Annotated in this window: 19 protein-coding genes; 11 read left to right on the top strand and 8 right to left on the bottom strand. The window is 53.0% G+C overall.

The window, feature by feature from the left end; translation table 11 throughout:
* Nucleotides 1–55: 55 nt before the first annotated feature.
* From murA to mlaF, 7 genes are all read right to left on the bottom strand, one after another.
* Nucleotides 56–1315, bottom strand: coding sequence for a UDP-N-acetylglucosamine 1-carboxyvinyltransferase (gene murA, locus NR302_RS02435; RefSeq protein ID WP_008104349.1), 1260 nt, complete (start codon nt 1313–1315; stop codon nt 56–58).
* Nucleotides 1316–1361: 46 nt separating this feature from the next.
* The gene (gene ibaG, locus NR302_RS02430) at nt 1362–1619 is read right to left on the bottom strand and encodes a BolA family iron metabolism protein IbaG (protein ID WP_258144451.1); all 258 of its coding nucleotides are present in this window, start codon (nt 1617–1619) and stop codon (nt 1362–1364) included.
* Nucleotides 1620–1733: 114 nt separating this feature from the next.
* Entirely contained in the window at nt 1734–2039 is a 306-nt protein-coding gene (gene mlaB, locus NR302_RS02425) for a lipid asymmetry maintenance protein MlaB (protein ID WP_258144450.1), read from the bottom strand.
* A complete protein-coding gene (gene mlaC / locus NR302_RS02420) occupies nt 2039–2674 on the bottom strand; it encodes a phospholipid-binding protein MlaC (RefSeq protein WP_036648371.1) in 636 nt (211 codons plus the stop codon). The genes mlaB and mlaC overlap by 1 nt, the downstream gene beginning before the upstream one ends.
* Before the next feature lie 18 nt (nt 2675–2692).
* Nucleotides 2693–3229 (bottom strand): outer membrane lipid asymmetry maintenance protein MlaD, encoded by a 537-nt coding sequence (gene mlaD, locus NR302_RS02415; protein WP_008104357.1) that lies wholly within the window; start codon nt 3227–3229, stop codon nt 2693–2695.
* Nucleotides 3230–3233: 4 nt separating this feature from the next.
* Nucleotides 3234–4016 (bottom strand): lipid asymmetry maintenance ABC transporter permease subunit MlaE, encoded by a 783-nt coding sequence (mlaE, locus tag NR302_RS02410; RefSeq protein ID WP_007886633.1) that lies wholly within the window; start codon nt 4014–4016, stop codon nt 3234–3236.
* Nucleotides 4017–4020: 4 nt separating this feature from the next.
* A complete protein-coding gene (gene mlaF / locus NR302_RS02405; RefSeq protein ID WP_008104360.1) occupies nt 4021–4836 on the bottom strand; it encodes a phospholipid ABC transporter ATP-binding protein MlaF in 816 nt (271 codons plus the stop codon).
* Between the two features lie 227 nt (nt 4837–5063).
* On the opposite strand from mlaF, the gene NR302_RS02400 reads away from it, so the two are divergent.
* The 11 genes from NR302_RS02400 to npr all read left to right on the top strand — a co-directional run bounded on the left by NR302_RS02400 (nt 5064) and on the right by npr (nt 13066).
* Nucleotides 5064–6047 carry a calcium/sodium antiporter gene (locus NR302_RS02400; RefSeq protein ID WP_008104362.1) on the top strand — a complete coding sequence of 328 codons (984 nt, stop codon included), beginning with the start codon at nt 5064–5066 and terminating at the stop codon, nt 6045–6047.
* Nucleotides 6048–6060: 13 nt separating this feature from the next.
* Nucleotides 6061–7041 (top strand): arabinose-5-phosphate isomerase KdsD, encoded by a 981-nt coding sequence (gene kdsD, locus NR302_RS02395; RefSeq protein WP_110868082.1) that lies wholly within the window; start codon nt 6061–6063, stop codon nt 7039–7041.
* 13 nt (nt 7042–7054) lie between these two features.
* Nucleotides 7055–7621, top strand: a complete 567-nt coding sequence (gene kdsC / locus NR302_RS02390; RefSeq protein WP_258144449.1) for a 3-deoxy-manno-octulosonate-8-phosphatase KdsC — start codon at nt 7055–7057, stop codon at nt 7619–7621.
* Complete coding sequence (lptC, locus tag NR302_RS02385; RefSeq protein WP_036648345.1) at nt 7618–8190, top strand: LPS export ABC transporter periplasmic protein LptC; 573 nt, start codon at nt 7618–7620, stop codon at nt 8188–8190. The genes kdsC and lptC overlap by 4 nt, the downstream gene beginning before the upstream one ends.
* Entirely contained in the window at nt 8165–8719 is a 555-nt protein-coding gene (gene lptA / locus NR302_RS02380) for a lipopolysaccharide ABC transporter substrate-binding protein LptA (protein WP_036648348.1), read from the top strand. The genes lptC and lptA overlap by 26 nt, the downstream gene beginning before the upstream one ends.
* 5 nt (nt 8720–8724) lie before the next feature.
* Nucleotides 8725–9450, top strand: a complete 726-nt coding sequence (gene lptB / locus NR302_RS02375) for an LPS export ABC transporter ATP-binding protein (protein WP_008104371.1) — start codon at nt 8725–8727, stop codon at nt 9448–9450.
* A 48-nt stretch (nt 9451–9498) separates the two neighbouring features.
* Nucleotides 9499–10938, top strand: coding sequence for an RNA polymerase factor sigma-54 (gene rpoN / locus NR302_RS02370; RefSeq protein ID WP_154154511.1), 1440 nt, complete (start codon nt 9499–9501; stop codon nt 10936–10938).
* 21 nt (nt 10939–10959) lie between these two features.
* The gene (hpf, locus tag NR302_RS02365) at nt 10960–11247 is read left to right on the top strand and encodes a ribosome hibernation promoting factor (protein WP_008104375.1); all 288 of its coding nucleotides are present in this window, start codon (nt 10960–10962) and stop codon (nt 11245–11247) included.
* A 160-nt stretch (nt 11248–11407) separates the two neighbouring features.
* Nucleotides 11408–11890: a PTS IIA-like nitrogen regulatory protein PtsN gene (ptsN, locus tag NR302_RS02360; RefSeq protein ID WP_175501705.1), complete on the top strand. Its 483-nt coding sequence runs from the start codon at nt 11408–11410 to the stop codon at nt 11888–11890.
* 52 nt (nt 11891–11942) lie between these two features.
* On the top strand, nt 11943–12797 hold the full coding sequence (gene rapZ, locus NR302_RS02355; RefSeq protein WP_008104378.1) for an RNase adapter RapZ: 855 nt from the start codon (nt 11943–11945) through the stop codon (nt 12795–12797).
* Nucleotides 12794–13066 (top strand): PTS phosphocarrier protein NPr, encoded by a 273-nt coding sequence (gene npr, locus NR302_RS02350; RefSeq protein ID WP_008104379.1) that lies wholly within the window; start codon nt 12794–12796, stop codon nt 13064–13066. The genes rapZ and npr overlap by 4 nt, the downstream gene beginning before the upstream one ends.
* Before the next feature lie 5 nt (nt 13067–13071).
* Here npr and mtgA read toward each other — a convergent pair whose 3' ends face one another.
* Nucleotides 13072–13794, bottom strand: a complete 723-nt coding sequence (gene mtgA / locus NR302_RS02345; RefSeq protein WP_061718271.1) for a monofunctional biosynthetic peptidoglycan transglycosylase — start codon at nt 13792–13794, stop codon at nt 13072–13074.
* Between the last annotated feature and the right edge of the window lie 667 nt (nt 13795–14461).

Genomic DNA, 14461 nt, shown 5'->3' with positions numbered 1-14461 from the left:
TGAAAAAAAACCAGCCGCGTTACCGTGACTGGTTTTTTAATGCGCAAAAGCAGAATTATTCGCCGCTTACGCGCTCGATATTTGCACCCATCGCTTTCAATTTATCTTCGATATGCTCATAGCCACGGTCGATGTGATAGATACGATCGACTAACGTGGTGCCTTCAGCAATACAACCCGCCAGCACCAGGCTCGCTGATGCACGCAGATCGGTAGCCATCACCTGCGCACCCGACAAGGTTTCAACGCCATGACAAATCGCAGTGTTGCTTTCGATTTCCGCATGCGCGCCCATACGAATCAGTTCAGGGATATGCATGAAGCGGTTTTCGAAGATGGTTTCGGTAATCACACCGGTGCCTTCTGCCACCAGGTTGAGCAGCGTGAACTGCGCCTGCATATCAGTTGGGAAGCCCGGATGCGGCGCCGTGCGGATGTTCACCGCTTTTGGACGCTTGCCGTGCATATCCAGGCTGATCCAATCTTCGCCCACTTCGATCTCTGCACCAGCTTCACGCAGTTTAGACAACACCGCATCCAGCGTATCAGGCTTGGTATTGTGGCAAACAACTTTGCCGCGTGAGATTGCTGCTGCGACCAGGAAAGTACCGGTTTCGATACGATCTGGCAGAACGCGATAAACGCCGCCGCCCAGACGCTCAACACCTTCGATGGTGATTTTGTCTGTGCCCGCGCCCGTGATTTTCGCGCCCAGCGTATTGAGGAAGTTTGCCGTATCGACAATCTCCGGCTCACGCGCGGCGTTCTCAATAATGGTGATGCCGGTAGCCAGCGTAGCAGCGCTCATGATGGTGACGGTAGCGCCAACAGACACTTTATCCATCACGATGTGCGCGCCTTTCAGGCGGCCATTGACAGAAGCTTTAACGTAGCCTTCTTCCAGCTTAATTTCCGCACCCAGCTGTTCCAGGCCAGTAATGTGCAGATCGACCGGACGCGCACCGATAGCGCAACCGCCCGGCAGTGAAACCTGGCCCTGACCAAAACGCGCCACCAGCGGACCCAGCGCCCAGATCGAAGCACGCATGGTTTTCACTAAATCGTATGGCGCACTGAAAACATTAACTTCGCGAGCATCAACGTGGACCGAACCATTGCGCTCAACGCGCGCACCCAGCAGATTCAGCAGCTTCATGGTGGTATCGATATCACGCAGCTTCGGCACGTTCTGAATCTCTACCGGCTCTTCAGCCAGCAGCGCAGCAAACAGAATCGGCAACGCAGCATTCTTCGCCCCGGAAATGGTCACTTCACCACTTAAACGAGTGGGGCCTTGCACACGAAATTTGTCCATTAACACGGCTCTCAATTATCTATCAATAAAACAACCGGTGAGGCACTTAGAAACCGTTGAGTTTACGGTCGCGCGCCCACTCGGCTGGGGTATAAGTTTTGATGGAAACCGCATGAATACGGTTATCCGCAATATAATCCATCAGCGGCGCGTACACAGCCTGCTGCTTCTTCACGCGGCTCAATTCGCCGAACATTTCGCCCACCGCGATGACCTGAAAATGGCTGCCATCGTTGCTGAGTACGTGTACTTCTTCTAATGCCAGCGCCTGCATCAGCACGGCCTGAACTTCACTATTTTCCATTGCTCGTTACTTCGCTTAATAATAATAAGGTTGCCATCTTAGAGGAAAGCGCCTGACTCTTAAATACGCAAAAGCCCCTGAAAAAATCAGGGGCTTAGCTTCGACATCCGCAGATCAGGCGATTTTTTCCGCAGAAACAATAATCTGCTGCAGGTTATACAGCGTGATCAGCGACTGGAGTTTATCGGAGACCCCAGAGAAAAGTGGCGCGCTGCCTTGGGCTCGCGCGATTTCACGCAGATGCACCAGCAGCGCTAAACCCGCTGAATCCACCCTTTCCAGCCCGGCAACATCAATGGTGGTGATATCCGCCACCGCAGTTTCGCGTTCCTGCCACAAGGTCAGCAAGGTATCACGATCTAATTTGCCGCTTAGGGCCAGCGTGCTGGCAGTACGCTGCCAGCGTAACGGTTCACTCATTATTGCTTTTTATCCAGGGTGATCGGCTGTGCTGCATAGACTTTCAGCTGAGCCGTCAGGCCATCAATGCCTTTGGTGCGCAACAGATCGCCCCACTCATTCTGTTTGGTGGTGATCATGCTGATGCCTTCAGCCACCATGTCATACGCCTGCCAGTTGCCGGTCTGGCTGTTCTTACGCCACTGGAAATCGAGACGCACTGGCGGACGCCCGTTCGGATCGATAATGGTGACGCGAATCGCCACGATATTGGCATCGCCAATCGGCTGTTCCGGCTGGATTTGGTAAGTTTGACCGTTATACAGCGCCAGCGCCTGGCCGTAAGCCTGCGCCAGATAATCACCGAACGCGGCAAAGTAGGCATCACGTTGCGCCGGTGTCGCATCACGATAATAGCGGCCGAGAACCAACGCACCGGCATATTTTACCTGCACGTACGGCATCAGTTCCTGACGCACCACTTCACGCAGATAGTTCGGATCCTGCTTAATCTTCGGCTGTTCGTTTTTCAGACGGGTAAAGGTCTTATCCGCCGCTTCGTTCATCAGCTTGTAAGGATTAGTTTGATCCGCTGCGGCGTTGGCTGCCAGCGGTGCGATTGCCAACACAGCAATCATCAGTAAACGTTTAAACATCATGTTTTACCTCGTAGGTTATTCCGTTGTTGCAGGTGCTGCTGGTGCGCTCTCCGCGCCCTGGGATTTGTTGTCGGGTTTGTTATCGCCGCTCTTATAGAGGAATTGACCGATCAGGTCTTCCAGCACCAGTGCCGATTTGGTGTCACGCAGGGTGCCGCCATCTTTCAGCATCGATGAGCCAAGCTCGGGATCGTCAAAACCTAAATTCAACGCCAGGAACTGCTCACCAAGCAGACCTTGGGTGCGGATGGCTAATGAGCTGGTGTCTGGAATCTTATTGGCGAATTTATCGCTGATATCCATGGTTACACGCGGTGAAAGGGTTTTCTCATCCAGCGCGATATCTGACACTCGGCCAATTAACACACCGCCAATTTTTACCGGAGAACTGACTTTAAGTCCGCCGATATTATCGAAGGTGGCATACATCTTCCACGTCGGTTCGGTGCCGATTGTTTTGAGATCGGCGACGCGCAGGGCGAGGAATAACAGCGCCAGCAGCGCAGCCAGCATGAAGACGCCAACCCAGATTTCGTTTTTCTTGCTTTGCATTGCATCAATTCCCAAACATCAGTGCTGTCAGCACAAAATCCAAACCGAGTACCGCCAGTGAAGCATGCACCACGGTACGCGTCGTCGCCCGACTGATCCCTTCCGAGGTCGGGATGGCATCATAGCCATTAAATAGCGCAATCCAGGTTACCGTGACGGCAAAGACCGCGCTTTTGATCATGCAGTTAACGACATCAGTGCGGAAATCCACCGCATTTTGCATCGCCGACCAGAAGAAACCAGGATCGATCCCTTTCCAGCTCACGCCAACCAGCGCGCCACCGGCAATACCGACGGCGGTAAAGATCAGCGCCAGCAGCGGCATGCTAATAAAGCCGGCCCAGAAGCGCGGTGATACCACACGACGTAACGGATCGACGGCCATCATCTCCATGCTGGAGAGCTGTTCGGTGGCTTTCATAAGACCAATTTCAGCGGTTAACGCTGAACCTGCACGGCCTGCAAAAAGCAACGCCGTGACGACCGGACCGAGTTCACGCAGCAGCGAGAGCGCCACCAGCATGCCAAGGCTGGTTTCAGCATTGTAGGTGGTGAGCACCAGATAGCCTTGCAGACCCAGCACCATGCCAATAAACAGGCCGGATACCACGATGATCAGCAACGATAACACGCCCACGCTGTAGAGCTGTTTTACCAGCAGCGGCGCATGGCGACGAAACGCCGGCTTACCTACCAGCGCATGAAATAGCATGAGGCCTGCGCGGCCAAAAGCGGCACAGGTATTAATTCCCTGACGTCCAAATGACGCTAGCGCCTGTAACAACATCAGTTTACGTTCTCCCTGAGCGGGTCAAGTCGCTGAGATAATCGCCAGCGGCAAAGCGAAACGGCACCGGACCATCCGCATGACCCTCGATAAACTGGCGCACACGCGGATCGGGATTTTCCCGCAGTTCCGGCGCGCTGCCCTGAGCAATAATTTTTTGTCCGGCAACAATATAGGCATGATCGGCAATGCTCAATACCTCAGGCACATCGTGTGAAACCACAATGCAGGTCAGACCCAAAGCATGATTCAGTTCGTCAATTAACTTCACCAGTACGCCCATGGTGATCGGATCCTGGCCGACAAAAGGTTCATCGAACATAATCAGTTCCGGTTCTAGCGCGATAGCACGCGCCAGCGCCGCACGGCGCGCCATACCGCCAGAGAGTTCGGCAGGCATCAGTTTCGCAGCACCACGCAATCCCACCGCTTCCAGCTTCATCAATACGGTGCTGTGCAACAGTTCTGGCGGCAACTGCGTATGTTCACGCAACGGCCAGGCAACGTTTTCATACACGTTGAGATCGGTAAACAGCGCGCCTGACTGAAACAGCATGCTCATTTTTTTACGCGCTTCGTACAATTTCGTGCGGGAAAGCGTCGGGATATTCTGATCGCGGAACCAAATCTCGCCTTTATCGGGCTGTAATTGCCCGCCAATCAGACGTAAAAGCGTGGTTTTACCAATTCCGGACGGCCCCATAATCGCGGTGACTTTGCCGGCGGGTACCGTTAACGAGATATCGTCAAAGATTGTACGATCTCCGCGCGTGAAACTGACGCCACGAACCTCAACCAGATTCGTTTGCTGCTGGATCATCTTTACCTCTTTATGCGGATCGGGCGCTATCAAAGCGGTGGATGGTAGCCTGGTAGCCTCGAATGCACGATAGTTTTACAGAAACTTACCCACTTAGTGTGGCGAAAACGGCCTTAAAATTTACTTTTGCCTCTCAGACAGTCAAAATCAGCGCCTGTTAGTGCGTGCAGAATGTTTTTACCTGTCGGACAAGGTTCGCCGACACCTCCATCCATCAAGGATTTTTAATGTTCGTAGCCTCTGCCTTGCTGTTTATCGGATTGATTTTACTGGTTTACGGCGCCGACCGTCTGGTATTTAGCGCGGCGATCCTCTGTCGATCCTTTGGCATCCCACCGCTGATCATAGGTATGACGGTGGTGAGCATTGGCACATCATTGCCGGAATTGATCGTCTCATTTTCAGCTGCGCAGCATGGACAGATGGATTTAGCGGTCGGCACTGCGCTGGGCTCGAACATCACCAACATTCTCTTGATTCTGGGTGGCGCAGCGTTGCTCCATCCATTGACAGTACACTCCAATCTGATTCGGCGCGAACTGCCATTAATGCTGCTAGTCTCACTGCTCAGCGGCATCATGCTGTTTGATAATCACCTCAGCCGTCTTGATGGCGTTGCGCTGCTACTGATCGCGCTGGGTTATCTGCTGGTGGTGATCCGCATTGCTCGCCGTGCTGAACGTGACAATAACGACACGCTAACCCGTGAACAACTGGCCGAATTGCCGCGCGATGAAGCCGGCAACACCGTGGCCTTTCTATGGCTGGCGGTTGCGCTAATTATTCTGCCGATGTCGACGCGGATGGTGATCGACAACGCCACCGTCTTTGCCGACTACTTCGGTGTGAGCGAACTGGTGATGGGCCTGACGCTGATTGCCGTCGGCACCAGCTTGCCCGAACTGGCTACCGTTGTGGCTGGCGCGCTGAAAGGTGAGGACGATATCGCTATCGGTAACCTGATCGGCGCCAACATTTTCAATCTGGCGATTGTGCTCGGCCTGCCAGCGCTGATTCATCCCGGTAGCGTTGATGCGCATGCCTTCGCGCGTGATTACTGGGTGATGCTGGCGGTGAGCGTGCTGTTCGCCCTGCTCTGCCTGCTGCGCAAACGCCGTATTGGCCGTATCGCAGGCACACTATTATTAGGTGGTTTTATCGCGTGGGTGTTGTGGCTGTGGCTTAGCCCCATGCTTATCACAAGCTATTAAGGACGGACTGACCATGTCACATCAGCAACCGGATTTCGATTTCCAGCAAGCAGGTAAAGCGGTACTGCGCATCGAACGCGAAGGGCTGGAGCAGCTTGACCAATATATCAATGACGATTTCGATCGCGCCTGCGCGATGATCTTTGCCTGCCGTGGCAAAGTGGTGGTGATGGGCATGGGCAAATCCGGACATATCGGTAAAAAGATGGCCGCGACTTTTGCCAGCACCGGAACGCCCTCTTTCTTTGTGCATCCCGGTGAAGCCAGCCACGGCGATCTCGGCATGGTCAGCACCAATGATGTGGTGATAGCGATTTCCAACAGCGGTGAGTCCGGCGAAATCCTTGCGCTGGTGCCGGTGTTAAAGCGCCAGAAGGTGCAGCTGATCTGTATTACCGGCCGTCCGGAAAGCGCGATGGGCCGCGCGGCGGATGTGCATCTCTGCGTGAAAGTGCCGCAGGAAGCCTGTCCGCTCGGCCTGGCACCGACCACTAGCACCACCGCGACCTTAGTCATGGGTGATGCGCTGGCCGTGGCGTTGCTGGAAGCGCGCGGATTTACCCAGGAAGATTTTGCGCTGTCGCATCCCGGCGGTGCGCTGGGCCGCAAACTGCTGCTGCACGTCAGCGATATCATGCACAGCGGCGATGAAATCCCACACGTCAGCCGTGATGCCTCAATGCGCGATGCGCTGCTGGAAATTACCCGCAAGAATCTTGGTTTAACGGTAATTGTTGATGACCTGATGAAAATCGAAGGCATCTTTACCGATGGTGACTTGCGCCGCGTGTTCGATATGGGCATCGATTTCCAGAAAGCCACCATTCAGGAAGTGATGACCAGCGGCGGTATTCGCGTGCGCCCGAATATGCTCGCGGTCGATGCCCTTAATCTGATGCAAAACAAAAACATCACCGCCCTGCTGGTGGCCGATGACGATCGCCTGCTCGGTGTGGTACATATGCATGACATGCTGCGCGCTGGCGTAGTCTGAACAGGAAGAAACAATGAGTGCTGAAACGGCGATGGTCGAGACTTACTACGGTCCGGTGAGCGCGGACGTCATGGCGCGTGCTGCGAAGATTCGCCTGCTGATTTGTGACGTCGATGGCGTGATGTCGGATGGCGTGATTTACATGGGCAACAGCGGTGAAGAGCTGAAGGCTTTTAACGTGCGCGATGGTTATGGCGTGCGTTGCTTGCTGACCTCCGGCATCGAAGTGGCTATTATTACCGGCCGCAAAGCAAAACTGCTGGAAGATCGCTGTAAGACGCTCGGCATTACGCATCTTTACCAGGGACAATCGGATAAGCTTTTGGCCTGGCGGGAACTCCTGGATAAACTGTCATTAACCGCCGATCAAGTCGCCTATATTGGCGATGACCTGATCGACTGGCCGGTGATGGCGCAGGCGGGTTTGAGCGTGGCCGTTGCCGATGCCCACCCGATTTTACTGCCGCGCGCGCATTATGTTACCCGCATTGCCGGTGGCCGCGGCGCTGTACGTGAGTTGTGCGATCTGATTTTGATGGCGCAGAACAAATTTGAGGATGCCAAAGGGCAATCAATATGAGTAAGAGCAGGCGTTGGATGACGCTGATCCTGGCCTTGATCGCCTTAGTGCTGATCGGCTGGAATCTCACCAACCAGGATGACGACCGAACGCCGGTGGCGACTAACGATCAAGCGCCAACCTACACCAGCGAGAAATCGAACACGGTGGTGTATAACCCAACAGGCGCGCTGGGCTATAAGCTGGTCTCCGATAAAGTCACCTACTTTGCTGCCGATGAGATAAGTTGGTTCGATAATCCGGTGATGACCACCTATGACGTAAACAAAGTCGCGACATGGTCGGTGCGCGCCGATAAGGCAAAGCTGACTAAAGATCGTATGCTTTATCTTTATGGCAACGTTGTCGTCAATACTTTGACCCAGGATTCACAGCTTGAGCGCATCCTTACCGATAACGCTCAGGTTAATTTGGTCACCCAGGATGTGACATCTGACGATCAAGTCACCCTTTTTGGCCGCAGTTTTAATTCCACTGGCATGAAAATGCGCGGCAATTTACGGACGAAACATGCTGAGCTGCTTGAAAAGGTCAAAACTTCCTATGAAATTCAAAATGAACAAAAATAGCCTTAAGTTATTGCTGGTGAGTACGCTGCTGGCAACGAGCCTGCCTGCGCTGGCATTAACTGGCGACTCAGACAAGCCGGTGAATATTGACTCCGTCAATCAGGCGCTGGACCTGCAGGGCAACGTCGCGACCTTTACCGGCAACGTGATTGTGACCCAGGGTTCCATCAAGATTACCGCCGATAAAGTGGTCGTCACCCGTCCGGGCGGCGATAGCAAGAAAACCATCGTTGATGCTTACGGCACGCCAGCCACCTTCTATCAGATGCAGGATAACGGTAAGCCGGTGCAAGGCCACGCCAGTAAACTGCACTATGAACTGGCGAATGATTTTGTTGAGCTGACCGGTAATGCCTTCATTCAGCAGCAGGACAGTAACATCAAAGGCGACCGCATCACTTACCTGGTGAAAGAGCAGAAGATGCAGGCGTTCAGCCAGGGTGACAGCAAGCGCGTGACCACCGTTCTGGTACCGTCGCAGCTGCAGGACAAAAACGGTTCGTCCGCGAGCCCTAAAAAGAGTAACTGATTGCTATGGCTACACTAATCGCTGAGAACCTGGCGAAAGCCTACAAAGGCCGCCGCGTGGTGGAAGATGTTAGCCTGCAGGTAAAATCCGGCGAGATTGTCGGCCTGCTGGGTCCAAACGGTGCCGGTAAAACCACCACCTTTTACATGGTGGTGGGAATTGTACCGCGCGATGCGGGCCGCATTGTGATTGATGATGAAGACATCAGCATCCTGCCGCTGCATGCGCGTGCCCGTCGCGGCATCGGCTATTTGCCGCAGGAAGCCTCGATCTTCCGTCGCCTGAGCGTGTACGACAACCTGATGGCGGTGCTGCAGATCCGTGATGATCTGACAGAAGAGCAGCGTCAGGATCGTGCCAACGAGCTGATGGAAGAGTTCCATATCGGCCATCTGCGCGACAGCATGGGCCAGGCGCTGTCGGGTGGTGAACGCCGTCGTGTGGAAATTGCTCGCGCGCTGGCGGCTAATCCTAAATTCATCCTGCTGGATGAGCCTTTTGCCGGTGTTGACCCCATTTCGGTTATCGACATCAAGAAAATCATCGAGCATCTGCGTGACAGCGGCCTTGGCGTGCTGATTACCGACCACAACGTGCGTGAAACCCTCGCGGTGTGTGAACGCGCTTATATCGTTAGCCAGGGTCATTTAATTGCCCATGGCACGCCTGATGAAATTCTTGTAGATGAGCAGGTTAAGCGTGTTTATTTGGGCGAAGAGTTCAGACTCTGATAAGGTGTCGTAACACCCTACGTTTGCTTAGGAAATTCTAACCGAATTATGAAGCAAGGTTTGCAACTCAGGCTCAGCCAACAGCTGGCGATGACACCACAGTTGCAGCAAGCCATTCGCTTGCTGCAACTCTCTACGCTTGAACTCCAGCAAGAACTCCAACTGGCGCTGGAAAGCAATCCGCTGCTTGAACAAACCGACCTGCACGAAGAAGTCGACGCACGCGAATTTCAGGAACAAGAGAGTGATTCATTAGACACGCGTGAAGCTCTTGAACAGAAAGACATGCCTGAAGATCTCCCGCTCGATGCCACCTGGGACGAAATCTACACTGCGGGCACGCCGTCAGGCACCGGCACCGATTACCAGGATGACGAACTGCCAATCTATCAGGGCGAAACCACGCAATCGCTGCAGGATTACCTGATGTGGCAAGTTGAGTTAACGCCGTTCACTGATACCGATCGCGCCATCGCTACATCCATTGTTGATGCCATTGACGACACCGGCTATCTCACCGTCAGCTTACAAGATATTTATGACAGTATTGGCGATGAAGAGCTAACGCTGGAAGAAGTTGAAGCCGTGCTTAAACGCGTGCAGCGTTTCGATCCGGTCGGCGTCGGTGCCCGTGATTTGCGTGATTGCCTGTTAGTGCAGCTTTCGCAATATGATGCCGCTACGCCCATGCTGGCGGAAGCGCGCCTGATTGTGAGCGAACATCTTGATCTGCTGGCCAACCATGATTTCCGCAGCCTGATGCGCGTAACGCGTCTGAAGGAAGAGGTGCTTAAAGAGGCGATGTTGCTGATTCAGTCACTCGATCCGCGCCCTGGCCAGTCAATCAACACCAGCGAACCGGAATATGTCATTCCCGATGTGCTGGTGCGCAAAATCAGCAAGCGCTGGACGGTTGAACTGAATTCCGACAGCATGCCGCGCCTGAAAATCAATCAGCAGTATGCTGCGATGGGCGGAGCTGGCCGTAATGAAAGCGATAATCAGTTTATTCGTAGCAACTTACAGGAAGCCAAGTGGCTGATTAAGAGCCTGGAGAGCCGTAACGACACGCTGCTGAAAGTGACACGCTGTATCGTTGAACAGCAGCAGGCGTTTTTTGAGCAGGGTGAGGAGTACATGCGTCCGATGGTGCTGGCGGATATCGCTCAGGCTGTTGATATGCACGAATCCACTATTTCCCGCGTGACCACGCAAAAGTATTTACACAGCCCGCGTGGCATCTTTGAACTGAAGTATTTTTTCTCCAGTCACGTCAACACCGAAGGCGGTGGCGAAGCCTCGTCCACGGCGATTCGTGCATTAGTGAAAAAATTGATCTCGGCGGAAAACCCCGCAAAACCCTTGAGCGACAGCAAACTGACCTCCATGTTATCCGAACAGGGCATCATGGTAGCGCGACGTACGGTTGCTAAATATCGCGAGTCTTTATCTATACCGCCATCAAACCAGCGTAAACAGCTGGTTTGACCGAACGAAGAAGGAAGACCTATGCAGCTAAACCTTACCGGCCTTAATGTTGAAATTACCGAACCTCTGCGTGAATTTGTAAATACCAAATTTGCCAAACTGGAACACTATTTTGATCGCATCAATCAGGTTTATATTGTTCTGAAGGTAGAGAAGGTGACGCAGATTGCGGATGCAACACTGCACGTCAACGGCGGGGAGCTGCACGCCACATCGGAAGCGGAAGACATGTACGCGGCCATCGACGGGTTAATCGACAAGCTTTCCCGTCAGCTGACCAAACACAAAGACAAACTGAAAAAACACTAACCTTCACGCTTGCAGAGTGCTGACTGATTCGGCACTTAGAGCATAAATGGGGCGGATATTACCGCCCCGTTTTGTCATCTGCGCAAGCGCCAGCGGGCGAACGGCAATGAAATCAATCGCCTGAACCTCGCGGCTATGTGAACTCGCAAGTGAAACGATGATGAACAACGATCTAACACTGGAATTGAGCTCGGTCCTTTCACTGGACTGTACCCGTAGCGGCGTACACTGCCAGAGTAAAAAACGCGCGCTGGAAATTATCAGCGAGCTGGCAGCGAAGCAGCTCAATCTGCCGCACCAGACGCTTTTCGAAGCCATCCTGACCCGCGAACGTATGGGCAGTACCGGTATTGGCAACGGCATCGCCATTCCACATGGCAAGCTGGAGGAGGATACATTACGCGCTGTCGGCGTGTTTATCAGCCTCGATCAGCCTATCGCTTTTGATGCGGTAGACAATCAGCCGGTTGACCTGCTGTTTGCCCTGCTGGTACCTGCGGACCAGTGTAAAACCCATTTGCACACGCTTTCGCTGGTTGCCAAACGTCTGGCGGATAAAACCGTCTGTCGTCGTTTGCGTGCGGCACAGAGCGACGAAGAGCTCTACGCCATTATCACAGAAGCTCAGGAAGCACACTCTTAAGCGAGAAACACTTTTACCGGCCTGTTCGCCGGTTTAAAACGGGAGAAATGTGATGGTGCTGATGATCGTTAGCGGTCGGTCAGGCTCAGGAAAATCAGTCGCGCTGCGTGCCCTTGAAGATATGGGCTTCTACTGTGTCGACAACTTGCCGGTGGTATTGCTACCGGAGCTGGCGAATACCTTAACCGAACGCAATATTTCTGCGGCGGTCAGCATTGACGTGCGCAACATGCCGGAATCACCGGAAGTCTTTGAAGCCGCGCTCAACAATCTGCCGGATACCTTCTCGCCGCAGCTGCTGTTTCTCGATACCGATCGCAACACGCTGATTCGCCGCTACAGCGATACGCGTCGCCTGCATCCGCTCTCCAGCAAAAATCTGTCGCTGGAAAGTGCTATCGACGAAGAGAACGATCTGCTGGAGCCGCTGCGCTCACGCGCCGATCTGATTATCGATACGTCCGAGATGTCGGTTCATGAATTGGCGGAGATGCTGCGCACGCGCCTGCTGGGCAAGCGCGAGCGTGAACTCACCATGGTGTTTGAGTCATTCGGCTTCAAACACGGCATTCCGATCGACGCCGATTATGTTTTCGATGTGCGTTTCCTGCCGAATCCGCACTGGGATCCTAAGCTACGTCCGATGACCGGCCTGGATCGTCCAGTTGCCGCCTTCCTCGATCGTCACACCGAAGTGCACAACTTTATCTATCAAACGCGCAGCTATCTGGAACTGTGGCTGCCGATGCTGGAAACCAACAACCGCAGCTATCTCACCGTCGCCATCGGCTGTACTGGCGGGAAGCATCGTTCAGTGTATATCGCTGAACAACTGGCGGATTATTTCCGTTCACGCGGTAAAAACGTGCAATCTCGTCATCGCACTCTGGAAAAACGCAAATCATGACCGTGAAGCAAACCGTTGAGATTCGTAACAAGCTGGGCATGCACGCGCGCCCGGCAATGAAGCTGTTCGAGCTGGTGCAGAGTTTTGATGCTGAAGTGTTGCTGCGTAACGAATCGGGCACCGAAGCCGAAGCCAGCAGCGTGATTGCGCTGCTGATGCTCGACTCAGCGAAAGGCGGCCATATTGAGATTGAAGCCAGCGGCCCGCAGGAAGAGCAGGCGCTGGCAGCGGTTATAGAACTGTTTGAAGCGGGCTTTGACGAGGATTAAACCTATCAGTGCAGCTTGTAGCGATTGAGGAAACCCTCGCCGCCCAACTGGCGCATCTGCCGCATAATCCACTGCTGCCGCTGCCGCGTGTAGCCTGAAGGCGCATCGGCGCGGAAACGGATTGGATTGGGCAGCACCGCTGCCAGTAACGCAGCTTCAGACATCGTCAGGCGGCTAGCGGGTTTATGGAAATAGCGCTGTGAAGCTTCTTCCACGCCAAACACGCCGTCGCCAAATTCTGCGATATTGAGATAAACCGTCAGGATACGCCGCTTAGTCCACACGGTTTCGATTCCCACCGTTAATCCTGCTTCCAGCCCTTTACGCAACCAGCTGCGACCATCCCACAGAAACAGGTTTTTCGCCGTCTGCTGTGAAAGCGTTGAAGCACCGCGCATGCGTTCATTGCCATCGTTATCCAGCACTGACTGGATGGCATCGACATCAAAGCCCCAATGCTCGGGAAACTTTTGATCCTCAGAAGCGATAACTGCTAATGCCATCCACGGCGAGATTTCGTCCATGCCGACCCAATCCGAGTGCGCCACATAATCAAAGCGCCCAGTAAACCAGGCGCTGATTTGCCGTTCCACCATCACCGCCGAGAACGGTACCGGTAAAAAAGCAAACAGCAAAATGCCCGCTAACCAGATGCCAAGCCAGGCCAGTAGCGCTTTAGCAATCAGCACTTTAATACGTTTTCCCAGTGTTCCTTTACTCTTGCTCATGCAATTTTCTCTTACCTGTTCCCTGTATTAATCAATCACCCAAGTCACGATAGCGAATACCAACGATTAACCACTAAATTTTATCCTCAGACTGGTTAAGACGTCTGGAAAATTGTTGCCATCGCAATCAGTGTTCCTCTATTAGAGCCAATCACATCAAGCACTTCCGCCAAAAAGGAATCGGTTCCATAACGATAAATAGATCAAATGCTGCATGCATGAACACTTAACTGAATGTGATATCGCTCACGTAAATGCTTTCATGATGCTTAACTATCAATTTTATTGTTGTTCGAACTTGTTCATTGATAACAGAGACCATTCTGAAAATTGCGCCCAAATCTGTCTGATCATGTATGCATTCGACCTCACGGATGGTAAAGCGATTTACCGCACGTTTGGTTTACATTATTCAATAAACTATAAACTGGAACTTTCCGTTTAAGGTTTCCAAAACGTTTTGGATAACCAGCCGAAAAGTCTGTTTTTATCCATCAATATCAGAGTGTTAACCTTACTTAACCTCAATTTTTTGTCAGAATCAGATTTTCCATGCTTGTGTCAGGCTTTTCCTGCCGGTCACTGCAGCAAAACCAGGCAAAAAGCAGAACATTTGGTCAAAAAAAGTGCAATATGGCAAAGAAATTAATTCCTTGCTTGACTGTGT

The sequence above is a fragment of the Pantoea sp. SOD02 genome (assembly GCF_024707505.1).
Classification (GTDB): Bacteria; Pseudomonadota; Gammaproteobacteria; order Enterobacterales; family Enterobacteriaceae; genus Pantoea; species Pantoea symbiotica.
This window is presented reverse-complemented; position numbering and strand designations above follow the sequence as displayed.